Raw genomic sequence first — 21,179 nt, 5'->3', positions numbered from 1 at the left:
CCTCCTCCCCTCCCCCCCCCCCCCCCCCCCCACCCCCACCCCCCCCCCCCCCCGCCTCCCCCCCCCCCCCCCCCCCCCCCCCCCCCGCCCCTCGCCGTTCCGCAAGTCCTGCACGACTCGAAAAGTAGCCCGAACGACCCCAGACTGGGGCAGAGCGTGATGTTCTGCTGCTGACGGGGAGGAGGTACGGGCATGCGCGCGATACGTCACGGCTTCGGGGCGATCGCCATCGTCGCCGCCCTGATCACCGGAACGGCCGTGGCCGCCGAGATGCGGGCCGCTCCCGCCCCGTCCGACGGGCTCGCCGCCACCGCCCCGGCGACCGGGGACCCGGAGGACTTCGGAGCCTCCTGCCGCACCGTCGTCGAGGGCTCCCACGTCACCGCGCACTGCAGCAACCCGTACCCCCGCACCGACCGCGTCCGCCTCCACGTCGAGTGCGACCGCTGGTGGGACGTCGACAGCGACAGCACCCCCGTGGAGGTCGGCCCCGCCGACTACGCCCAGGTCACCGGCCGCTGCTGGAAGGAGGTCCGGTCCGCCTGGATCACCCACGAGCCCGCGGACCCGGCCCCTGCTCCCGCTGCCCCCGCCGCCCGGTCCGCTTCCTAGCCCTCTTGCCGGGATTCCTCCTGGGATTGTTCCCGGGTTCCCTCCGGTACGGAGCCCCTGAGGCACATGAAGGGGTAGCCGGCCGCCTCCGTGCCGGCCCGCTCGGCGTCGCCCGCGCGGATCGCGTCCACCAGGCGCGCGTGGTCCATGTGGTTCTCCGGGCGCAGCACCTGCCCCACGTCGTCGCGCAGCCACTCCCGCAGCAGATCGCCCAGGTCCGCGTAGAGCTCCGTCAGCACCTCGTTGCCCGAGGCGGCGACGACCGCGTGGTGGAAGGTCGCGTCGGCCGTCACGAACCGCTCCGCGTCCCCGGACTCCCACGCCTCCTCGCGGCGCCCGAGCAGGGCGTCCAGCTGCTTCAGGTCCCGCTCGGTGCGCCGCCCGGCCGCGAACCGCGCCGCCGCGGACTCCAGCGTGGAGCGCAGCTCGGCGACGTGCCGGGGGTCGGAGCCCGCGAAGCGCCGGTGCATGACGCCCGCCAGCTCGCTGGTGGCGGCGACGTACGTCCCGGAGCCCTGGCGGATGTCGAGCAGGCCGTTGTGCGCGAGCGCGCGGACCGCCTCGCGCACCGTGTTGCGGGCCACGCCCAGCTGCTCGACCAGTTCGGGTTCGGTCGGGATGCGTGACCCCACCGGCCACTCGCCGGAGGTGATCTGGTTCCGCAGCTCGGCGATCACCTGATCGGAGAGACCGGTGCGCCGGGGGTGACCGAGGGCCATGGAGCGCCTTCCCTTTCGTTCAAGATTGGACAACCAATCATCCCATGATTCTATGATGGGCCTCATGCCTGACGAGCCGAAGACCCTCGACCCCGCCGCAGCACCGGCGGACACCACCGCGCGACCGGCCCCCGCGCGCGTGGCCGGAGCGCCCGCCACCGCCGGCGATTCTCCCGCACAGGGCCCGGCACGCCGCCGGCTCCTCGGCCTCGTCGCCGTCGGACTCGTCCTGGCCGCATTCAACCTGCGCCCCGCCATCACCAGCCTCGGCGCCCTCCTCGAAGAGGTCAGCGCGGACCTCCACATGAGCGGCAGCGTCGCCGGCGTCCTCACCTCCGTGCCCCCGCTCTGCTTCGCGGTCTTCGGCATCATGGCCCCCCGCCTCGCCCGCCGCTTCGGCCCCGCCGCCGTCGTCTGCGCCGGCATGGCCGCGATCTTCACCGGCCTGATCCTGAGGCCCTTCGCGACCGGCACCCCCGCCTTCCTCGCCGCCAGCGCCCTCGCCCTCATGGGCATCGCCGTCAGCAACGTCCTGATGCCCGTCATCGTCAAGCGGTACTTCCCCGACCGCGTCGGCAGCATGACCGGCCTCTACTCCATGGCGCTCGCCCTCGGCACCTCCGTCGCCGCGGCCGCGACCGTGCCCATGACCGACGCCCTCGGCGGCGACTGGCGCCTCGGCCTCGGCGTCTGGGCGGCCCTCGCCGCGCTCGCCGTCCTGCCCTGGCTCCCGCTCGTGCGCGACCGGGACACTGCCACGGCGTCTCCGGCGCCCGGCACCTCGTCCCGGCCGGGCACGCGCCCGGCGCCCGGCACCTCCTCCCGGCCGGGCACGCGCACGGCGCCCGGGCCGGGCACCGCGCAGCCCGCTCGCACGGCGCCCGAGGTCGCACCGCGGGCCCGCGCGCCGCGCATCACCCGCAGCCGCACCGCCTGGGCGCTCGGTGTCTTCTTCGGCCTCCAGGCCACCGGCGCCTACATCACCATGGGCTGGATGCCGCAGATCTTCCGCGACGCCGGCGTCCCCGCCACCACCGCGGGCGTGCTCCTCGCCGTCACCATGGTCATGGGCGTCCCGCTCGCCTTCGTCATCCCCCGCCTCGCGACCCGGATGAAGAACCAGGGCCCGATCGTCGTCGCGCTCGGCCTGTGCGGACTCACCGGCTACACCGGACTCTTCCTCGCCCCCGCCTCCGGAGCCTGGGTCTGGGCCGTGCTCCTCGGCGTCTCCAACTGCTCCTTCCCGCTCGCCCTCACGATGATCGGCATGCGCTCGCGCACCGGCGCCGGAGTCGTCCGGCTCTCCGCCTTCGCGCAGAGCGTCGGCTACCTCATCTCGATCCCCGGGCCCCTCCTCGTCGGCGTGCTCTACCAGCACAGCGGCGGCTGGGGACTGCCCATCGCGCTGATGGGCGGACTCATGGTGCCGCAGATGATCATCGGAACCCTCGCGGGGAGGGACCGGACGGTCGAGGACGAATGCTGAGATGCGAGACTGTTCGCATGCCAGTCCTCGAACCCAACCCCCAGAACGGCCAGAAGAAGCTGCTCTTCGTGCTCGGCGCGATGCTCGGCATCACGGTCGTCATCGCCGTCATCGCCTCCTTCGCCTCCCCGTGAGGTGGGGGTAGCCCCCGCATCCCCTAGGGGGCGGGTCTCAGGGTGAAGTGGGTGGATCACCGGATGGGCCGGGGACCGCGCGATCCGTACGTTGGTGACGACGGCGAAAGCGCGGAACTCACCCACGGAGGCGGCCATGTCGGCCCCCACACACCCCGGCATCCGGACCACGACCGGCGGAGTCGACACCCGGCTGCCCTGGTGGGCCCTCGCCCTCCCCATAGCCGCGTTCCTCGCCCTCCTGCTCCTCATGACCGGGTCGGGCGGGACCGACGCGACCTCGGGTGAACAGGCGGTCGGCCAGGTCCTGGAGCACGTCTGGCAAACGCTCTCTCTCTGAGTCGCGGTGGCCTGATTCGTGCGAAGCTGTGGACCATGAGCGTCGACACACCCCGCAGGATCGTGCTGCTCCGGCACGCGAAGGCAGACTGGCCCGAGACCTCCGACCACGAACGACCGCTCGCCGACCGCGGCCGCAAGGACGCCCCGGTGGCCGGCCGCCGGCTCGCCGACAGCGGCATCGCCTTCGACCTGGCCCTCTGCTCGACCGCCGCCCGCACCCGCGAGACGTGGAAGCTGGCCGTGCACGAGCTCGCGCACCGCCCGAAGACCGTGTACGAGGAGCGGATGTACGAGGCCTCCCTCGGCGAGCTCATCGCCCTGGTCAACGAGACCCCGGACACCGTCGGGAACCTGCTGCTCATCGGCCACAACCCGGGGATGCACGCACTCGCCGACGCTCTGGCGGGCGAGTCCGAGGGCGATGTGCTGCCCCGGATGAACCGCACCGGCTTCCCGACCGCCGCCTTCGCCGTCGTCACCTTCAACGGCACCTGGAAGTCCGTGGAGCACGGCGTGGGCAAGCTCGTCGACTTCTGGACCCCGCACGCCTGATCCCGTACGCCTGATCCCGTACGCCTGATCCTTTACGCCGGATCTCGTACGCCTGATCCCGTACGCGTGACTCCGTACGAAGAAGGGCCCGGGCGTCGACCGACACCCGGGCCCTCCTCCGTACCCCCGCCGCTCAGTGCGGCAGATCGTCCTCGCCGAAGTCCGCCGCCTCGACCTCTTCGCGCGTGATGCCGAGCAGGTACAGCACGGTGTCGAGGAACGGCACGTTCACCGCCGTGTGGGCCGCCTGACGCACCACCGGCTTCGCGTTGAACGCCACCCCGAGCCCGGCCGCGTTCAGCATGTCCAGGTCGTTGGCCCCGTCGCCGATCGCGACGGTCTGCGCCAGCGGCACCCCCGCCTCCGTGGCGAACCGGCGCAGCAGCCGCGCCTTGCCCGCCCGGTCGACGATCTCGCCGGTGACCCGGCCGGTGAGCTTCCCGTCCACGATCTCCAGCGTGTTGGCGGAGGCGAAGTCCAGCCCCAGACGCTCCTTCAGATCATCGGTGACCTGCGTGAACCCGCCGGACACGACGCCCACCTGGAAGCCGAGCCGCTTGAGCGTACGGATCAGGGTGCGGGCGCCGGGAGTCAGCCGCACCTCGGCGCGGACCTTGTCGACCACGGAGGCGTCGAGACCCGCGAGCAGCGCCACGCGCGCGTGCAGCGACTGCTCGAAGTCCAGCTCGCCGCGCATCGCCGCCGCCGTCACCTCGGCGACCTTGTCCTCGCAGCCCGCGTGCGCGGCGAAGAGCTCGATCACCTCGTCCTGGATCAGCGTCGAGTCGACGTCCATGACCACGAGCCGCTGGGCCCGCCGGTGCAGACCGGCGGAGACGACGGCCACGTCGACGCCGATGCCGTGCGCCTCGGTGGCCAGCGCGGTTCGCAGCGGCTCGGTCTCGCAGCCGGAGACGGCGAACTCGACCGCCGTCACGGGGTACTTCGCGAGGCGGAAGATGCGGTCGATGTTGCCGCCGGTCTCCGCGATCCTGGCCGCTATGGCCGCCGTCTGCTCCGCGGTCAGCGGGTGGCCCAGGACCGTCACGTGCGAGCGTCCCTCGCCACGCGGCCGGTTGTCACCGGTGCCGGAGATGATCTCGGCCTGGAGCTTCAGGGACTCGGCCCAGCTGTGCACGGTGGCCCTGAGTTCGCCCGCCGGGGCGACGGTGGGCTCGGTGACGAGCGCGCACAGGACGAGGCGGCCGCGGGAGACCACCTGCTCGATGTCCACGACGTCGACGGAGTAGGCGGCGAGGGTGTCGAAGAGTCCCGCGGTGATCCCGGGACGGTCCTTCCCGAAGATCTTGACGAGAAGGGTGGGAACGTCTGAGGTCTGCGATGCGCTCATGGTGGTTCCACCGTATCGGGCACCCTGTGCCCCCCGACTGTCCGTCCCGCCCTGCGGACACCCGAGTGGTCGAGGAGTTGCTCCCGAAGGTCTTCACGCGGCCCGACTTTCCGAGACGGGACCGGGCCTGAAATAGTTCCCCAGGATGATTCGCCATCCCTGGACTCCCGAAGACGGGGGTACATCGGGGGACAAGTAGTGGGGCATGGAGTGCCAGAACTCGTACTGGAATTGAACGGCAGGACCTGGACGCTCGATCCGTCCCGGTCGTACACCCTGGGCAGGGACCCTCAGGGTGACCTGGTGATCGACGACGCCAGGGTCTCGTGGCGCCACGCCACCATCAGCTGGGGCGGCCGGAGCTGGGTCATCGAGGACCACGGCTCCACGAACGGCACCTTCCTCCAGGGCCAGAGGATCCACCAGGTGGAGATCGGCCCCGGCTCGGCCGTCCACCTGGGCAACGCCACCGACGGCCCGCGGCTGAATCTCGCCGCCGGCGCGGCCGCCGCGCCCCAGCAGCAGGCACCGCAGCAGCAGGTGCCCCAGCAGCAGGCCCCGGCCCAGCAGGCCCCCGCGCACCAGGCCGCCGCGGCCCAGGCCGACTGGGCCACGCACCAGGCGCCGCCGCAGCAGCAGGGCTGGCAGCAGCCGCCCGCCCACCAGCAGCCGCCCGCCCACCAGCAGCCGCCCGCCCACCAGCAGGCGCCGCACCAGCAGGTCCCGCACCAGCAGGGACCCGCCCAGGGACACCCCGGCGGCGCCGCGGGGGCACCGTCGCCCTATGGCGACCACCGCAGCCCGACGACCTTCTACCAGCTGGACCTCGGCCGCGTGATGCGCATCGGCCGTGCCCTCGAGAACGAACTGGTCGTCTCCGACCTCCAGGTCTCGCGGCACCACGCCGAGTTCCACGCGACGCCCGACGGCCGCTTCGAGATCCGCGACCTCGGCTCGCACAACGGCACGTACGTCAACGGCCAGCCGATCCCCAAGGGCGGCACCGCCCTCCTCGGCCCGCAGGACATCGTCGGCGTCGGCCACTCGACCTTCCGCATCGTCGGCGGCCAGCTGGAAGAGTTCGTCGACACCGGTTCGGTCTCCTTCTCGGCCCGCCACCTCACGGTCACCGTCGACGGCGGCAAGCAGATCCTCAAGGACGTCAGCTTCGGCGTCCCGGAGAAGTCGCTGATCGGCGTCATCGGCCCGTCCGGCTCCGGCAAGTCCACCCTGCTCAAGGCGCTGACCGGCTACCGCCCGGCCAACGAGGGCGACGTCCTCTACGACAACCGCAGCCTCTACAAGCAGTTCGCCGAACTGCGCCAGCGCATCGGTCTGGTCCCGCAGGACGACATCCTGCACAAGGAGCTGACCGTCCAGAAGGCGCTGCGCTACGCGGCCAAGCTCCGCTTCCCCGGCGACACCGCCACGGCCGAGCGCGAGGCCCGCATCGACGAGGTGCTGCGCGAGCTCAAGCTCGACATCCACAAGGAGAAGAAGGTCACCTCCCTCTCCGGTGGCCAGCGCAAGCGCGTCTCCGTCGCCCTGGAGCTCCTCACCAAGCCCTCGCTGATCTTCCTGGACGAGCCGACCTCCGGCCTCGACCCGGGCATGGACCGCGACGTCATGCAGCTGCTCCGCGGCCTCGCGGACGACGGCCGCACGGTCCTCGTCGTCACCCACTCGGTGGCCGAGCTGGGCCTCTGCGACAAGCTGCTCGTGATGGCGCCCGGCGGCTCCGTCGCGTACTTCGGCCCGCCGGACGAGGCGCTGAACTTCTTCGGCTACTCCACCTGGGCCGATGTCTTCTCCGCCTTCGAGAACTACCGCGACTACGACTGGGCGGGCCGCTGGAAGGGCTCGCAGCACTACCAGATGTACGCCGCGGACATCGACGCCATCGCCGCGCAGCCCGTACAGATGCCGCCGCAGGCCATGGCCAGGCCGCCGAAGCCGCAGGGCTGGGGCTCCCAGCTGTGGACCCTGATCCGCCGCTACGTGTCGGTGATCGCCTCCGACAAGGGCTTCATGGCCCTGATGGTGATCCTGCCGGCCGTCCTCGGCGCGGTCTCCGTCGTCATCCCCGCCGACTTCGGCCTGGGCAAGCCCACGCCGCCGTCCCGCTTCAACGGCGACGCCGGCACGATCATGCTGATCCTCGCGGTCGGCATGTGCTTCTCCGGCGCGGCGAACTCCGTCCGAGAGCTGATCAAGGAACGGGTCATCTACGAGCGGGAGCGCGCCGTCGGCCTGTCCCGCTCCGCGTACCTCATGTCCAAGGTCATCGTCCTCGGCCTGATCACCGCCTTCCAGGGCGTGATCATCTGCGGCATCGGCTTCTCCACCCGCGCGCTGCCCGAAGAGGGCCTGTTCATGCCGCCGGCCGTCGAGCTCTGCGTCCAGGTCATCGCCCTCGGCCTGACCTCGATGATGGTCGGCCTGGTCATCTCCGCCCTGGTGAAGACCGCCGAGAAGACCATGCCGCTGCTCGTCATGTTCGCGATCATCCAGGTCGTGTTCACCGGCATCCTCTTCCAGGTGTACGGCTCGCCCGGCCTGGAGCAGTTCGCCTGGCTCATGCCCTCCCGCTGGGGCATCGCCGGCGCCGGCACCACGCTCGACCTGGCCCACCTGATGCCGCCGTGGGACCACAAGGACCCCACGAACACCGACTCGCTGTGGGAGCACACGGTCGGCCAGTGGAGCCTCGACCTCGGCATCCAGCTGTTCATGGCCACCGTCTGCTGCGTCCTCGTGGCGCGGCTGCTGCGCCGCCACGAGCCCGAGGTCATGCGCAAGTAACCCTCGCGACGCCACGCCGAAGGGCGGCACCCCTCTCCGGGGTGCCGCCCTTCCGCGTGTCAGTACGCGCTGTTGACGTTGTCGATCGAGCCGTAGCGGTCGGCCGCGTAGTTGGCGGCGGCGACGATGTTGGCGACCGGGTCGTACTGGTCGAACTTGGTGCCGGCGATGTGGTACGCCTTGAAGGTCGGGTAGATCACCTGGAGCAGGCCCTTGGACGGGATGCCGTTGATGGCGTTGATGTCCCAGTTGTTGATGGCGTACGGGTTGCCGCTGGACTCGCGCATGATGTTCCGGTGCAGACCGTTGTAGGTGCCCGGGATGTTGTGCTTGTCCATGATGAAGAGCGCCTCGCGGATCCAGCCGTCGAGGTTGTTCGCGAAGACCGGCTTGCGGGCGACGGAACGGTTCGCGGCGGCCTTCTCGGCGGCGCGCTTCTTCGCGTCGGCCTTGGCCTTCGCCGCGGCCTCGGCCTTGGCGGCGGCCTTCGCCCGGGCGGCGGCCTTGGCCTTCGCGTCCGCGGTGGCCTTGGTCTTGGCGGCGGCCTTCGCCTTCGCGTCAGCCTCCTGCTTGGCCTTCAGGCTGATCGCGTCCTGCTGCTTCTCGAGGCTGTCGGCGAGCGCCTTGGCCTGCGGGCTGTTCGCGTTGTACGACCAGGCGACCTGCTGCGTGCCGGCCAGGGCCTGCGGCTCGGTCTCGGTGCCGCCGTTACCGGGGACGAGGGAGAAAGTCAGGGCTGCGGCGCTCAGAGCGACGACGCCGGCGATCGTGGCCTTGTGGGTCTTCTTCAGACCACGATAGTGGCCAGGGGTGTTCGCAGACATGCAGGACTACCTCTTCGAATCGCTGGGGGTCGCTCGGCCGGGGCGGCGCTGCGCCTGCTCGGCGGCGACGGGGGCAATTCTTAGCGGCAGCAAAATCCTGTGGCAAAGGTGTGACGTACGATCCCGGGTAGTGGATCAGGGGCTCGTGCACGGGCCACACAATGCCCCCTCTGGCCCGATTCTTCCCTCTAAAACGGGCATACGGGCACCCACTAGGCGGCTTCGTAAGTGATGTGGGTCCTATGCGCGGCCTCACATCGGGGACGTAACAAACTCACCATCAGTTGCGTCAGCAATGCGCACGGTGAGCTGTCTCCTCCGGAAGGAGGAGATGGAGGTCGCCGAACTCGTGCCAGAGGTACCGCTCCCGCACCGCCGCGGCGTACGCGCGCCACAGCGCGGGCCGCCCCGCGACCGCCTCCAGCATCAGCAGATGCGAGGCCTCGGGCTCGTGCAGCCCGGTGAGCAGCCCGTCCACGACCCGCACGCCACGCGCGGGCGTCACGACCAGCCCGGTCCACCCGGCCCCGGCCCACACGGGCCCACCGGGCCCCACGCCCGTGCCCTCTCCCGACCCACCGGCCCCCACGCCCGTCCCGGGCCCACCGGGCCCCACGCCCGTCCCCTCCTCACCGGGCCCGACGCCCGTCCCCTCTCCCGCCCTACCGGGCCCTGTACCGCCCGGCCCCGGCTCACCCGGCCCAGGCCCACCGGGCCCAGGCCCACCGGGCCCCGTACCCCCCGGCTCCAAGCCGCTGCCCGCGCCGCGGCCCCCGCGGCGGCCCGTCGTGACGGGCTCCGTCTGCCGGGACGGCCCGGCCGCCGCCGACTCCAGGGCCCGCACCACGGTCGTCCCCACCGCGATCACCCGGCCGCCCCCGGCCTTCGCCGCGTTCACCAGGGACGCCGTCGCCGCCGGGACCTCGAAGCGCTCCGGGTAGGGCGGCTCGTGCGCCTCCGCCGACGACACCCCCGTATGAAGGGAGAGGGGAGCGATCCGTACGCCCCGGTCGACCAGCTCCGCCACCAGACGGGCCGTGAACGGCCGCCCCGCGCTCGGCATCTCCGCCGAGCCCGACCCGTCGGGGGAGGGCAGCGCGAAGACCGTCCGGTACGCCGACAGGGGCTGGTCCCGATCCGTGTACCCGTACCGGATGGGCCGCCCGTAGCGTCCAAGGAGCCCCGGCACGTCCACGCTCACCCGCGCCCACCACAACCGCCCGCTCCCGGGCACCAGCGGCTCCGCGAGCACAAGCCGCGCCCCTCCCGGCAGTCGTACGACCGCACCCGTCGGCCCGCCCCCACGCGGGCGCGTACTGCCCGCCGGATCGGGCGTCCGCAGCTCCACGGCCCAGCGCCCGTCGTCCCCGCGGGTCGAGAAGTGCACCACCACCGGCTCCCCGCCCGGCTCAGGGCCAAGGCGTCCGGACACCGCCGCCGCGAGCGTCGTCGACGTGTTGACGACCAGCACGTCCCCGGCCCGCAGCAGCGACGGCAGCTCCCGGAAGGAGTGGTGCGACACCGCCTCGCCCCGCGACACGAGCAGCCGCACGTCGTCCCGGCCCCGCCCGGGCCCCCGCTGCTCGGCCGGCACCCGCGCCGACAGCTCCGCCGGCACCCGCACGGCCAGTGCCATCACGCCTCCAGGAAGGCCGGCGCGGCGTACCGGCCGCTCGCCGGCCGCTCGTCGAGCAGCCGCAGGAACACGGGCGCGACCTCGGCCGGAGCGGGCGTCCCCGACAGGTCCTCACCCGGCTCCGCGGCGGCCAGCATGTCCGTCCGCATCCCGCCCGGATCCACCCACCAGACCCGCAGCCCCGGCTCCTCCACCGCCAGGACCGCCGACAGCTGGTCGAGCGCCGCCTTCGTCGCCCCGTAAGCACCCCACGTCCGGTACGGCTCCGCCGCCGCGTCCGAACTCAGATTGACCACCGCCCCGGCGGGCGCCGAGCGCAGCAGCGGCAGCGCCTCCTGCAGCAGCCCCAGCGGGGCCACCACGTTGACCTCCAGGGCGGCCCGGAATCCGTCCAGCGGATGACGGTCGAGCGGCACCAGCGGCTCGACGCCCAGGATCCCCGCGTTGTTCACCAGCAGATCGAGCCCGCCGAGCTCCCGCGCCGCCGCCACGAGCGCCCGCCGGTGCGCCGCGTCCGTCACGTCCCCGGCCACCGCCACCACCCGTGCGCCACGCGCGCGTACCGCCGCCGCGCTCTCCTCCAGTACGTCCGCCGTACGGGCGTCAAGGACCAGGTCCCAGCCCCGCCCGGCGAGGCCCTCGGCCAGCGCCCGCCCCAGACCCCTCGACGCCCCCGTGACGATCGCGACAGCCATGACGCCCATCCCCTCTCCTACGGATCCTCCGGACGGCTCCACCCTCCGCCCCCACCCCTGCCACCCGCCTCGTCCCCGGGCCCGGACCCCCGAGGGCACTTCGACCTAGGTCCCGGGACCTGCCCCGACCTCGTCCCCGGGCGGATACGGACCGTCACACCCCGCCGGTACGGTGAACACATGAGCCATCGACCGAGCTCCGGCCTGGCCGCCGTGAGCACCGCACTCCTGGCGATGAGCCGCCACCTGGAGGTCCGCGACGTCCTCAAGACGATCGTGGCCTCCGCCCGCGAGCTGCTCGACGCCGAGTACGCGGCCCTGGGCGTCCCCGACGACCACGGCGGCTTCGCCCAGTTCGTGGTCGACGGCGTCAGCGACGAGCAGTGGAAGGCGATCGGCCCGCTGCCCCGCCAGCACGGCATCCTCGCCTCGATGCTCCACAAGGCCGAGCCCGAGCGGCTCGCCGACGTCCGCGAGGACCCCCGCTTCGGGGGCTGGCCCGACGCCCACCCCGAGATGTCCGACTTCCTCGGCCTGCCCGTCCGGGACGGCGACGAGATCATCGGCGCCCTCTTCCTCGCCAACAAGCGCTGCCCGAAGGAAGAGGGAGGCTGCGGCTTCACCGCCGAGGACGAGGCACTCCTGGCGATCCTCGCCCAGCACGCGGCCATCGCCCTCACCAACGCCCGGCTGTACGAGCGCAGCCGTGAGCTCACCATCGCCGAGGAGCGCTCCCGCCTCGCCCACGAGCTGCACGACGCCGTCAGCCAGAAGCTGTTCTCGCTCCGGCTGACCGCCCAGGCCGCCGCCGCCCTCGTCGACCGCGACCCGGCCCGCGCCAAGGGCGAGCTCCAGCAGGTCGCCGCGCTCGCCGCCGAGGCCGCCGACGAACTGCGCGCCGCCGTGGTCGAGCTCCGGCCCGCCGCCCTCGACGAGGACGGCCTCGTCCACACGCTCCGCACCCAGATCCAGGTCCTCGACCGCGCCCACTCCGCCCGGGTGACCTTCGAGAGCCCGGGGACCCGGGCCCTGCCCGCCGCCCAGGAGGAGGCCGTCCTCCGGGTCGCGCAGGAGGCCCTGCACAACGCCCTGCGGCACGCGGACGCCGAACTCGTCGCCGTCTCCCTCACCCGCAGCGGCCAGGGCGCGCGGCTCACCGTCACCGACGACGGCAAGGGATTCGACCCCCGTACGGTCCGCCGCGCAGGCCGCCACCTCGGCCTGGTCTCGATGCGGGACCGGGCGAGCGGTGTCGGCGGCAGACTCACGGTGACCTCGGCCCCGGACCAGGGCACCACGATCGAGATGGAGGTCCCCGGTGGCTGACAAGCCCATCCGCGTGCTCCTGGTCGACGACCACCAGGTCGTCCGCCGAGGCCTGCGCACCTTCCTGGAGGTCCAGGACGACATAGAGGTCGTGGGCGAGGCCGCCGACGGCGCCGAGGGCGTCGCCAGGGCCGAGGAGCTCCACCCGGACGTGGTCCTCATGGACGTGAAGATGCCGGGCATGGACGGCATCGACGCGCTCAAGCGGCTCCGCGAGCTCGACAACCCCGCCAGGGTCCTGATCGTCACCAGCTTCACCGAGCAGCGGACGGTCGTCCCCGCGCTCCGCGCCGGCGCCCGCGGATACGTCTACAAGGACGTCGACCCCGACGCCCTGGCCGGCGCCATCCGCTCCGTCCACGCGGGCCACGTCCTGCTCCAGCCCGAGGTCGCGGGCGCGCTCCTCGCCGAGGACGACTCCCACGGCGGGGGTACGGGACGGGGCGGCACGCTCACCGAGCGCGAGCGCGAGGTCCTCGGCCTGATCGCCGACGGCCGCTCGAACCGGGAGATCGCCCGCGCCCTCGTCCTCTCCGAGAAGACGGTCAAGACGCACGTCTCGAACATCCTGATGAAGCTCGACCTCGCGGACCGCACCCAGGCGGCGCTCTGGGCCGTACGACACGGCCTCACCCGCTGACGCGCCCCCTGGCGCGCCGGGCGCACTACCGTTCAATAGGTCATACCGTCGTGTGTATATCCCCCGTTCGGCGTAACCCGGCGGGGGGTACGGCGTTCTCCATGGCGTGCTGCGGCGGACCGGCCGCAGCGATGACCAGGAGGAAGTACCAAGTGAAGAACCTCAAGAAGGCCGCTGCTCTCACCATGGTCGCCGGTGGCATCGTCGCCGCCGGCGCGGGTGTCGCCTCCGCCCACGGCGCCGAGGCCACGGGCAAGGCCCTCAACTCCCCGGGCGTCCTGTCCGGCAACCTGGTGCAGGCCCCGGTCCACGTCCCCGTGAACGTCTCCGGCAACACGGTCAACGTGATCGGCCTGCTCAACCCGGCCTTCGGCAACGGCGCCTACAACGGCTGACCGCCCCCCACACGAACCCCCGGCCCCTGACGATCCCCCAGGGGCCGGGGGTTTGCCGTGCCCGGCCTCAGAACCCCCGCTCCCGCTCCCTCTCCTCCACATACGCGTTGTACGCCGCGACCGTCGCCCGCCGAGCCACCCGCTCCACCGGCCGCAGCGCATCGCCCCGCGCCGCCAGCCTCTTCCTTGACGCGGCTCTCGCACCGCTCGGCGCCGGGGCGCCTCGTGGGCTTCGGGCCGCTGCGTCGGACTCCGTCCGCCGGGCGGAGGGCACTGCTCAGAGGCCCCGCTCCCGCTCCCTCTCCTCCACGTACGCGTTGTACGCCGCGACCGTCGCCCGCCGAGCCACCCGCTCCACCGGCCGCAGCGCATCGCCCCGCGCCGCCATCTCCGACGCGCTCACCGCACCCCCGTGCCCATGGTCGTACGCCATGTCCACGAGCAGACCGATCCGCTGCGCCAGCTCCAGGACCCGTACCGCACGTGGCGGATAGCCGGGGGCGAGGACCTCGCGGCCCGCCTCCGCCCGCGCCCGGTACGCCTCGCGCGCCGCGTCCGCCGTCGGCCCCGAGGCCGCCACGTCGAGCCGGGTCAGCACCGTCGTCGCGTCCCGCAGGGCCTCCGCCAGCTCCCGCTCCGCCTCGCCGAGCGAGGGCACGTCGGCGGGCGGGGCCTCCCGTACGGCCAGGCACCGCCAGACCACCGAGACGTGCACGTCACCCGCGGGACCCGCCTCGGAGACCTCCGGCACGAGACCGTACGGCGCGCCGAAGCCCACCACCGCCTCCTCCGCCTCCAACGCGCGCGCGTTGAAGTCGGGCGGTCCGCTGAGCCCCAGCGGATGCCCCGGCGCCGGCAGCGCGACCCGCCACCCGGTCACCCCGAGCCGCCGCAGCCGGCCGAGCGCGAGCGTCAGCCCCACCGGCCCCGCCTCACCCGGCAGCCCCTCGACGCGGTGCACCGCGTCCTCCCCGACAATCGCCGTCGCCGCCTCGTCCGGCGACACCGCCCCGGCCAGCAGGGCATTGCCCCAGGCGGCCAGACGTCCTGAGCGTGGTTCCGAAAGCATCCCCCCAGACTAAGGACTGAAAGGAAGCCCTACGGACCGGTCCGCTCCATCGATAACGTAGGTTTTCCCCTGGACGCCGCGCCCATCGGCGCAAGGCGACGACAAGACTCGACCGCAAGGGGAGACAACGCGCTCATGAGCGATGTACTGGAGCTGGTGGACGTATCCGTGGTCCGCGACGGACGGGCTCTGGTGGACGAGGTCTCCTGGTCGGTCAAGGAGGGCGAGCGCTGGGTGATCCTCGGACCCAACGGCGCCGGCAAGACCACCCTTCTGAACATCGCCTCCAGCTACCTCTTCCCCACCAAGGGCACCGCCCACATCCTGGGCGAGCAGCTCGGCGGCGTCGGCACCGACGTCTTCGAGCTCCGCCCCCGCATCGGCATGGCCGGCATCGCGATGGCGGAGAAGCTCCCCAAGCGCCAGACCGTCCTGCAGACCGTCCTCACCGCCGCGTACGGCATGACCGCCACCTGGCACGAGGACTACGACCCGGTCGACGAGGAGCGCGCCAAGGCCTTCCTCGACCGGCTCGGGATGAACGACTACCTGGACCGCAAGTTCGGCACCCTCTCCGAGGGCGAGCGCAAGCGCACCCTGATCGCCCGCGCGATGATGACCGACCCGGAGATCCTCCTCCTCGACGAGCCCGCCGCCGGCCTCGACCTCGGCGGCCGCGAGGACCTGGTCCGCCGCCTCGGCCGCCTCGCCCGCGACCCGTACGCCCCCTCCATGATCATGGTCACCCACCATGTCGAGGAGATCGCCCCCGGCTTCACCCACGTCCTGATGATCCGCCAGGGCAAGGTCCTCGCCGCCGGCCCCGTGGAGACCGAGCTCACCTCCCGCAACCTGTCGCACTGCTTCGGGCTGCCGCTCGTCGTCGAGCGCGTCGGCGACCGCTGGACCGCGCACGGCCTGCCCCTGAAGTGACCGGCCGGGGCACCGGCGACCCGCACAGCCGCCCGCGCCCTGTCCCGGAACGACCCCACCGCCCTACCATGACCACGTGGACATCGACGCGTGGGTCTGGTGGCTGATCGGCGCGGTGGGGCTCGGCATTCCGCTGGTCCTGACCGCGATGCCGGAGTTCGGCATGTTCTCCGTCGGAGCGGTCGCCGGGGCGGTGACCGCAGCCCTGGGCTTCGGCATCGTCACCCAGGTGCTCGTCTTCGTCGTCGTCTCCGTCGCACTCATCGCCGTGGTACGCCCGATCGCCGCCCGCCACCGCGACGGCAGACCCGAACTGGCCACCGGCGTCGACGCCCTGAAAGGCCGTCAAGCAATCGTCCTGGAACGGGTCGACGGCAACGGAGGGCGCATCAAGCTCGCCGGCGAGGTCTGGTCGGCCCGCACCCTCGACACCGGCCAGACCTTCGAACCGGGCGAACAGGTCGACGTGGTCGAGATCGACGGGGCGACCGCGGTGGTCATGTGACGTCATGTGACCGAACCTCGCCCATGACGCTCCGCCATCTGGGAAACTCGATCATCAGAAGAAACCCGGCAGACAACCGGCAGCGAAGGGCACGGGGAACACGATGTCAGCAGTCATCATCGTCCTGATCATTCTGGTGGTGCTCGTCTTCATCGCCCTGATCAAGACGATCCAGGTCATCCCGCAGGCGAGTGCGGCGATCGTGGAGCGCTTCGGCCGCTACACCCGCACGCTCAACGCCGGACTGAACATCGTCGTCCCGTTCATCGACTCGATCCGCAACCGGATCGACCTCCGCGAACAGGTCGTCCCGTTCCCGCCGCAGCCGGTGATCACCCAGGACAACCTGGTCGTCAACATCGACACGGTCATCTACTACCAGGTGACCGACGCCCGCGCCGCGACCTACGAGGTCGCCAGCTACATCCAGGCGATCGAGCAGCTCACCGTCACCACCCTGCGCAACATCATCGGCGGCATGGACCTGGAGCGCACCCTCACCTCCCGCGAGGAGATCAACGCGGCCCTGCGCGGCGTCCTCGACGAGGCCACCGGCAAGTGGGGCATCCGCGTCAACCGCGTCGAGCTCAAGGCCATCGAGCCGCCGACCTCCATCCAGGACTCGATGGAGAAGCAGATGCGCGCCGAGCGGGACAAGCGCGCCGCGATCCTCACCGCCGAGGGCACCCGCCAGTCCGCGATCCTCACCGCCGAGGGCGAGAAGCAGTCGGCGATCCTCCGCGCCGAGGGTGAGTCCAAGGCCGCCGCCCTGCGCGCCGAGGGCGAGGCCCAGGCCGTCCGTACGGTCTTCGAGGCCATCCACGCGGGCGACCCGGACCAGAAGCTGCTCTCGTACCAGTACCTCCAGATGCTCCCGAAGATCGCCGAGGGCGACGCCAACAAGCTCTGGATCGTGCCCAGCGAGATCGGCGACGCCCTCAAGGGCCTCTCCGGCGCCCTGGGCAACGGGGGCAGCGGCGTCCCCGGCTTCAACGTCAAGGGCGCGGCGACCGAACGGCGAGACGAACCGCCGGTTGACTGACGCGTACACGTAATTCGTGCATGATCAGTGCGAGCCCCTCGACCCTGACGACCTCAGGGCGGGGAGGCGAGCCACTGACCATGTAAGGAGATGGCGTTGTCCATCTGGGAAGCCCTGGCAGTCTTCGCCGCCGGCATCGGCGCCGGCACCATCAACACCATCGTCGGATCGGGAACGCTCATCACCTTCCCGGTCCTCCTCGCGACCGGACTCCCCCCGATCACCGCGAACGTCTCCAACGCCCTCGGCCTCGTGCCCGGTTCCCTCAGCGGAGCCATCGGCTACCGCCGCGAACTCAAGGGCCAGAAGGCCCGCGTCCTCCGCCTCGGCGGCGTCGCCCTCCTCGGCGGCCTCATCGGAGCGATCCTGCTCCTGGCCCTGCCGTCCACGGCCTTCGACGCCATCGTCCCCGTCCTCATCGGCCTCGCCCTCCTCCTGGTCCTCTTCCAGCCCCGTATCGCCGCAGCCGTGAAGCGGCGCCGGGAGCAGACCGGCACCGAGGCCCACCCCGACGGCGGCCCGACCCTCCTCGTCGGCCTCCTCCTCGCCAGCATGTACGGCGGATACTTCGGCGCCGCCCAGGGAGTCCTCTACCTCTCCCTCATGGGCCTGCTGCTCCACGACGACCTCCAGCGCATCAACGCCGTCAAGAACATCCTCGGCGCCCTGGTCAACGGAATCGCCGCCGTCTTCTTCCTCTTCGTCGCCGACTTCGACTGGACGGCCGTCCTGCTCATCGCCGTCGGCTCCACCCTCGGAGGCCAGCTCGGCGCCAAGGTCGGCCGCAAGCTTCCCCCCGCGGTCCTGCGCGGGGTGATCATCGCGGTCGGCATCGTGGCCATCCTGCAGCTGACCCTCGGCTGACCCCACACACGGAAGGGCCCGCCTCCCCACCGGGGGAGACGGGCCCTTCCGTACATCAGCGGATCACGCGGTCACACCGTCAAGCGGTCACGCGGCCGAGTCGGCCAGCCACGCCGGGAGCGCCGACCGCTCGCTCGCCCGCATCGCGAGCAGCATCGCGTCCGCCGGGGTCGGCTCGAACGGCTGGTGCAGCAGCGGCATCCCCGCCTGCTCCGGCGTCCGGTCCGCCTTGCGGTGGTTGTCCTCGGCACAGGAGGCGACCGTGTTCAGCCAGCTGTCCCCACCGCCCTGCGCCCGCGGCACGACATGGTCGACCGTCGTCGCCCGCCGCCCGCAGTACGCGCACCGGTGCTGGTCCCGGACCAGCACCCCCCTCCTCGACCACGGAGCCTGTCTTCGGAACGGCACCCGTACGTACCGGCAGAGCCTGATCACCCGCGGCACCGGAAGGTCGACGGCGGCACCTCGCACCCTCAGCTCGGGATGGGCCTGCTCGACGACGGCCTTGTCCTGAAGGACAAGCACCACCGCACGGTTGAGTGTGACCGTCGACAGCGGCTCGAAGCTCGCGTTCAGTACCAGCGTGTCCCGCATGTTGCCCACCTCCCGTGTGCCGGCCCCAGCCCCCACGCGGGGGCTCCGGGCTTGGATCAACGATGGCCGGGCCGGCCGGGTCGGACAACGCAATTTCCTGCGCAACAAAAGATGCCCGCTTCTGATCTCTCCAAGACCAGAAGCGGGCAAACAACTAACGAACGATCAGCGCTACGCGGGATTCTCGTACTCGCCCACCAGCTGGGCACGGCCCAGCGTGTGGAAGCGCAGGTTGAACCCGACCGCGGCCGGCGAGGCGCCGGCGTCCGGACCGAGCTTCTCCTGATCCACCGCGTACACCGTGAAGACGTACCGGTGCGGCCCGTCCCCCTTCGGCGGCGCGGCGCCACCGAAGTCCTTCGAGCCGTAGTCGTTCCGCGCGTGTACGGAACCCGCCGGCAGCCCCGCGAACGAGCCGGACCCGGCACCCGCCGGCAGCTCCGTCACCGACACCGGGATGTCGAACAGCACCCAGTGCCAGAACCCGCTGCCCGTCGGGGCGTCCGGGTCGAAGCAGGTCACGGCGAAGCTCTTCGTCTCCGCCGGGAACCCCTCCCAGCTCAGCTGCGGCGAGGTGTTCCCCGCCGCGTACACCTGAGCGTCCTTCAGGACCCCGCCCGGCGCGACGTCGTCGCTCACCACGGTGAACGCGGCCACCGGCGGATGGAAGTCGTGGGGGAGCGGCCTCTTGCCCTGGGACACGTCGAGTACCTCCGAATCGTCCGTCAACGCTGACGGTGCCGAGCCTAGAGCCAGTTGCGACGGCCGCCGACCTCGGCGAGCCACTGGTTCAGGTAAGCCGCCCAGTCGGTGGTGTGGAAGTCGTGCAGTCCCACCTTGAACGCACGGAACGAGTCGCTGCCCTCGGTGAACAGACCCGGCTTCTTGTCCATCTCCAGGACGACGTCCATCTCACGGTCGTCCGCGACGAAGCTGACCTCGACCTGGTTCAGGCCCCGGTACTGCTGCGGCGCGAAGAACTCGATCTCCTGGTAGAAGGGCAGCCGCTGCCGCGTCCCCCGGATGTGCCCGCGCTCCATGTCCGCGTTCTTGAAGCGGAAGCCCAGCTGGATGAAGGCGTCCAGGATCGCCTGCTGCGCCGGCAGCGGGTGCACGTTGATCGGGTCCAGGTCACCCGAGTCCACGGCCCGCGCGATCTCCAGCTCCGTCGTCACCCCGATGTTCATCCCGCGCAGCCGCTGCCCGGCGATCGTCGTCACCGGCGTCTCCCACGGGATCTCCAGACCGAACGGCACCACGTGCACCGCCCCGGCCTGCACCTCGAAGGCACCGCCCAGACGCACCTTCACGAACTCGATGTCCTGCTTGTACTCCTGGTCGCCGCCCTCGACCTCGACCCGCGCCTGGAGCCCCACGGAGAGCCCCTCGATCTGCTGCGCGACCGAACCGCCCTGGATGCGCACCTCGCCCTGGACGACCCCACCCGGGACGACGTTCTCCTCGGTGAGCACCGTCTCCACGGTGGCCCCGCCGGCACCCAGGCTCGCGAGCAGCTTCTTGAATCCCATGACTTCCACTCCTTCTCGGGTCCTGACCCCTACATACGCGCGACGACCGTAGCCGGTTCCCCGCCGGTCACCACTACGCTCGGACGCCATGAGCGAGAGCCCCGACCGTACGCCGCTCCCGCGGACCTTCTTCGACCGCCCCGTTCTGGAGGTGGCCCCCGATCTCCTGGGCCGCACCCTCGTCCGCACGACCGACGAGGGCCGGATGGAACTGCGCCTCACCGAGGTGGAGGCGTACGCCGGCGAGATCGACCCCGGCTCGCACGCCTTCCGGGGCCGTACCGCACGCAACGCCGTCATGTTCGGACCCCCGGGCCACGCGTACGTCTACTTCACCTACGGCATGTGGCACTGCCTGAACCTGGTGTGCGGCCCCGAGGGACACGCGAGCGGGGTCCTGCTGCGCGCGGGTGAATTCCTGAGCGGCGCCGACCAGGCCCGCCCCCGCCGCCGCTCGGCCCGCTCCGACCACGAGCTCGCCAAGGGCCCGGCCCGTCTGGCCACCGCCCTCGACATCGCCCTCTCCCTGAACGGCACGGACACCTGCGCAGGTCAGGACAGCCCGCTCGCCCTCCTCACCGGCACGCCGCCGGCCCCGGGCCGCATCAGCAGCGGCCCCCGCACGGGCGTCGGCGGCGACGGCGCCCCGCACCCCTGGCGCTTCTGGATCACGGAGGACCCGACGGTCAGCCCGTACCGCCCCCACTCGCCCCGCAAGCGAAGGCTTGACTCGCCGATGGCAAGCGACTAACGTGGCCCGAGCCGCTGGAACCGGGCCTGCTTGTTCAAGCACCCCGGAGCGGCCACCCACTACTCAGGATGACAACCCCGATCGGGGTTCATTTCGGCATTCCGAAATTCGTTTCGAATGACTCGATTATGAGCCGCCCGGGAAATCAGCTAAAGTAGTGACCACGCCGGAAGGGCCCGGAGCGAAAGCGAAAGGGACCGGAAAGCACCGAGGAAATCGGATCGGAAAGATCTGATAGAGTCGGAAACGAAGGAAGCGCCCGGAGGGCCTGGAAACAGGAACGAAGGAAGCGTCCGCACCTTGAGAACTCAACAGCGTGCCAAAAATCAACGCCAGATTAGTTGATACCCCGTCCATCTTCGGATGGTCGAGGTTCCT

General features: G+C 71.6%; 23 protein-coding genes. 14 read left to right on the top strand and 9 right to left on the bottom strand.

What is annotated here, in order from left to right; genetic code table 11:
• Window positions 1-192 precede the first annotated feature (192 nt).
• Window positions 193-612 (top strand): hypothetical protein, encoded by a 420-nt coding sequence (locus ACZ7HT_RS34935; RefSeq protein ID WP_471173499.1) that lies wholly within the window; start codon window positions 193-195, stop codon window positions 610-612.
• Here ACZ7HT_RS34935 and ACZ7HT_RS34930 read toward each other — a convergent pair.
• Complete coding sequence (locus tag ACZ7HT_RS34930; RefSeq protein WP_471173496.1) at window positions 609-1,331, bottom strand: FadR/GntR family transcriptional regulator; 723 nt, start codon at window positions 1,329-1,331, stop codon at window positions 609-611. The two genes, ACZ7HT_RS34935 and ACZ7HT_RS34930, sit on opposite strands and share 4 nt — an antisense overlap.
• Before the next feature lie 64 nt (window positions 1,332-1,395).
• Between ACZ7HT_RS34930 and ACZ7HT_RS34925 the strand changes: the two genes are divergently transcribed.
• The 4 genes from ACZ7HT_RS34925 (at window position 1,396) to ACZ7HT_RS34910 (ending at window position 3,845) form a co-directional block, all read left to right on the top strand.
• Window positions 1,396-2,817 (top strand): CynX/NimT family MFS transporter, encoded by a 1,422-nt coding sequence (locus ACZ7HT_RS34925; protein WP_471173494.1) that lies wholly within the window; start codon window positions 1,396-1,398, stop codon window positions 2,815-2,817.
• Window positions 2,818-2,834: 17 nt separating this feature from the next.
• Window positions 2,835-2,951 carry an SGM_5486 family transporter-associated protein gene (locus tag ACZ7HT_RS34920; protein WP_281402291.1) on the top strand — a complete coding sequence of 39 codons (117 nt, stop codon included), beginning with the start codon at window positions 2,835-2,837 and terminating at the stop codon, window positions 2,949-2,951.
• 136 nt (window positions 2,952-3,087) lie between these two features.
• Window positions 3,088-3,291 carry a hypothetical protein gene (locus tag ACZ7HT_RS34915; protein WP_471173492.1) on the top strand — a complete coding sequence of 68 codons (204 nt, stop codon included), beginning with the start codon at window positions 3,088-3,090 and terminating at the stop codon, window positions 3,289-3,291.
• 35 nt (window positions 3,292-3,326) lie between these two features.
• Window positions 3,327-3,845, top strand: coding sequence for a SixA phosphatase family protein (locus ACZ7HT_RS34910; RefSeq protein ID WP_471173489.1), 519 nt, complete (start codon window positions 3,327-3,329; stop codon window positions 3,843-3,845).
• A gap of 133 nt (window positions 3,846-3,978) precedes the next feature.
• Here ACZ7HT_RS34910 and serB read toward each other — a convergent pair whose 3' ends face one another.
• Window positions 3,979-5,196: a phosphoserine phosphatase SerB gene (gene serB, locus ACZ7HT_RS34905; RefSeq protein ID WP_471173487.1), complete on the bottom strand. Its 1,218-nt coding sequence runs from the start codon at window positions 5,194-5,196 to the stop codon at window positions 3,979-3,981.
• Between the two features lie 198 nt (window positions 5,197-5,394).
• Here serB and ACZ7HT_RS34900 point away from each other — a divergent pair, with 198 nt between their 5' ends.
• On the top strand, window positions 5,395-7,998 hold the full coding sequence (locus tag ACZ7HT_RS34900; RefSeq protein ID WP_471173483.1) for an ABC transporter ATP-binding protein/permease: 2,604 nt from the start codon (window positions 5,395-5,397) through the stop codon (window positions 7,996-7,998).
• Between the two features lie 59 nt (window positions 7,999-8,057).
• Here ACZ7HT_RS34900 and ACZ7HT_RS34895 read toward each other — a convergent pair whose 3' ends face one another.
• The 3 genes from ACZ7HT_RS34895 to ACZ7HT_RS34885 all read right to left on the bottom strand — a co-directional run bounded on the left by ACZ7HT_RS34895 (window position 8,058) and on the right by ACZ7HT_RS34885 (window position 11,153).
• Window positions 8,058-8,822, bottom strand: a complete 765-nt coding sequence (locus tag ACZ7HT_RS34895; protein ID WP_471173481.1) for a transglycosylase SLT domain-containing protein — start codon at window positions 8,820-8,822, stop codon at window positions 8,058-8,060.
• A 289-nt stretch (window positions 8,823-9,111) separates the two neighbouring features.
• A complete protein-coding gene (locus ACZ7HT_RS34890) occupies window positions 9,112-10,458 on the bottom strand; it encodes an S-adenosylmethionine:tRNA ribosyltransferase-isomerase (protein ID WP_471173479.1) in 1,347 nt (448 codons plus the stop codon).
• On the bottom strand, window positions 10,458-11,153 hold the full coding sequence (locus ACZ7HT_RS34885; RefSeq protein WP_471173476.1) for an SDR family NAD(P)-dependent oxidoreductase: 696 nt from the start codon (window positions 11,151-11,153) through the stop codon (window positions 10,458-10,460). Before ACZ7HT_RS34885 ends, ACZ7HT_RS34890 begins: the two co-directional genes overlap by 1 nt.
• Before the next feature lie 180 nt (window positions 11,154-11,333).
• On the opposite strand from ACZ7HT_RS34885, the gene ACZ7HT_RS34880 reads away from it, so the two are divergent.
• The 3 genes from ACZ7HT_RS34880 (at window position 11,334) to ACZ7HT_RS34870 (ending at window position 13,514) form a co-directional block, all read left to right on the top strand.
• Complete coding sequence (locus ACZ7HT_RS34880; protein WP_471173473.1) at window positions 11,334-12,479, top strand: GAF domain-containing sensor histidine kinase; 1,146 nt, start codon at window positions 11,334-11,336, stop codon at window positions 12,477-12,479.
• Window positions 12,472-13,119, top strand: a complete 648-nt coding sequence (locus ACZ7HT_RS34875; protein ID WP_471173471.1) for a response regulator — start codon at window positions 12,472-12,474, stop codon at window positions 13,117-13,119. The genes ACZ7HT_RS34880 and ACZ7HT_RS34875 overlap by 8 nt, the downstream gene beginning before the upstream one ends.
• Before the next feature lie 152 nt (window positions 13,120-13,271).
• Window positions 13,272-13,514 (top strand): chaplin, encoded by a 243-nt coding sequence (locus ACZ7HT_RS34870; RefSeq protein ID WP_471173468.1) that lies wholly within the window; start codon window positions 13,272-13,274, stop codon window positions 13,512-13,514.
• Window positions 13,515-13,791: 277 nt separating this feature from the next.
• Here ACZ7HT_RS34870 and ACZ7HT_RS34865 read toward each other — a convergent pair whose 3' ends face one another.
• Entirely contained in the window at window positions 13,792-14,583 is a 792-nt protein-coding gene (locus tag ACZ7HT_RS34865; protein ID WP_471173467.1) for a hypothetical protein, read from the bottom strand.
• Window positions 14,584-14,718: 135 nt separating this feature from the next.
• Between ACZ7HT_RS34865 and ACZ7HT_RS34860 the strand changes: the two genes are divergently transcribed.
• From ACZ7HT_RS34860 to ACZ7HT_RS34845, 4 genes are all read left to right on the top strand, one after another.
• Complete coding sequence (locus ACZ7HT_RS34860; RefSeq protein WP_471173465.1) at window positions 14,719-15,516, top strand: ABC transporter ATP-binding protein; 798 nt, start codon at window positions 14,719-14,721, stop codon at window positions 15,514-15,516.
• A gap of 76 nt (window positions 15,517-15,592) precedes the next feature.
• Window positions 15,593-16,021, top strand: coding sequence for an NfeD family protein (locus ACZ7HT_RS34855; RefSeq protein ID WP_471173464.1), 429 nt, complete (start codon window positions 15,593-15,595; stop codon window positions 16,019-16,021).
• A 103-nt stretch (window positions 16,022-16,124) separates the two neighbouring features.
• The gene (locus tag ACZ7HT_RS34850; RefSeq protein WP_471173462.1) at window positions 16,125-17,063 is read left to right on the top strand and encodes an SPFH domain-containing protein; all 939 of its coding nucleotides are present in this window, start codon (window positions 16,125-16,127) and stop codon (window positions 17,061-17,063) included.
• A 90-nt stretch (window positions 17,064-17,153) separates the two neighbouring features.
• Entirely contained in the window at window positions 17,154-17,927 is a 774-nt protein-coding gene (locus ACZ7HT_RS34845; RefSeq protein ID WP_471173461.1) for a sulfite exporter TauE/SafE family protein, read from the top strand.
• An 87-nt stretch (window positions 17,928-18,014) separates the two neighbouring features.
• On the opposite strand, the gene ACZ7HT_RS34840 is transcribed toward ACZ7HT_RS34845, so the two are convergent.
• From ACZ7HT_RS34840 to ACZ7HT_RS34830, 3 genes are all read right to left on the bottom strand, one after another.
• Entirely contained in the window at window positions 18,015-18,521 is a 507-nt protein-coding gene (locus tag ACZ7HT_RS34840; protein ID WP_093876792.1) for an HNH endonuclease, read from the bottom strand.
• 171 nt (window positions 18,522-18,692) lie between these two features.
• Window positions 18,693-19,223, bottom strand: coding sequence for a YbhB/YbcL family Raf kinase inhibitor-like protein (locus ACZ7HT_RS34835; RefSeq protein ID WP_471173459.1), 531 nt, complete (start codon window positions 19,221-19,223; stop codon window positions 18,693-18,695).
• Window positions 19,224-19,267: 44 nt separating this feature from the next.
• Window positions 19,268-20,050 carry a sporulation protein gene (locus tag ACZ7HT_RS34830; RefSeq protein ID WP_471173457.1) on the bottom strand — a complete coding sequence of 261 codons (783 nt, stop codon included), beginning with the start codon at window positions 20,048-20,050 and terminating at the stop codon, window positions 19,268-19,270.
• A gap of 88 nt (window positions 20,051-20,138) precedes the next feature.
• Here ACZ7HT_RS34830 and ACZ7HT_RS34825 point away from each other — a divergent pair, with 88 nt between their 5' ends.
• Window positions 20,139-20,801 (top strand): DNA-3-methyladenine glycosylase, encoded by a 663-nt coding sequence (locus ACZ7HT_RS34825; protein WP_471173456.1) that lies wholly within the window; start codon window positions 20,139-20,141, stop codon window positions 20,799-20,801.
• Window positions 20,802-21,179 lie beyond the last annotated feature (378 nt).

It is taken from the genome of Streptomyces sp. NPDC037410 (genome assembly GCF_055602235.1).
This window is presented reverse-complemented; position numbering and strand designations above follow the sequence as displayed.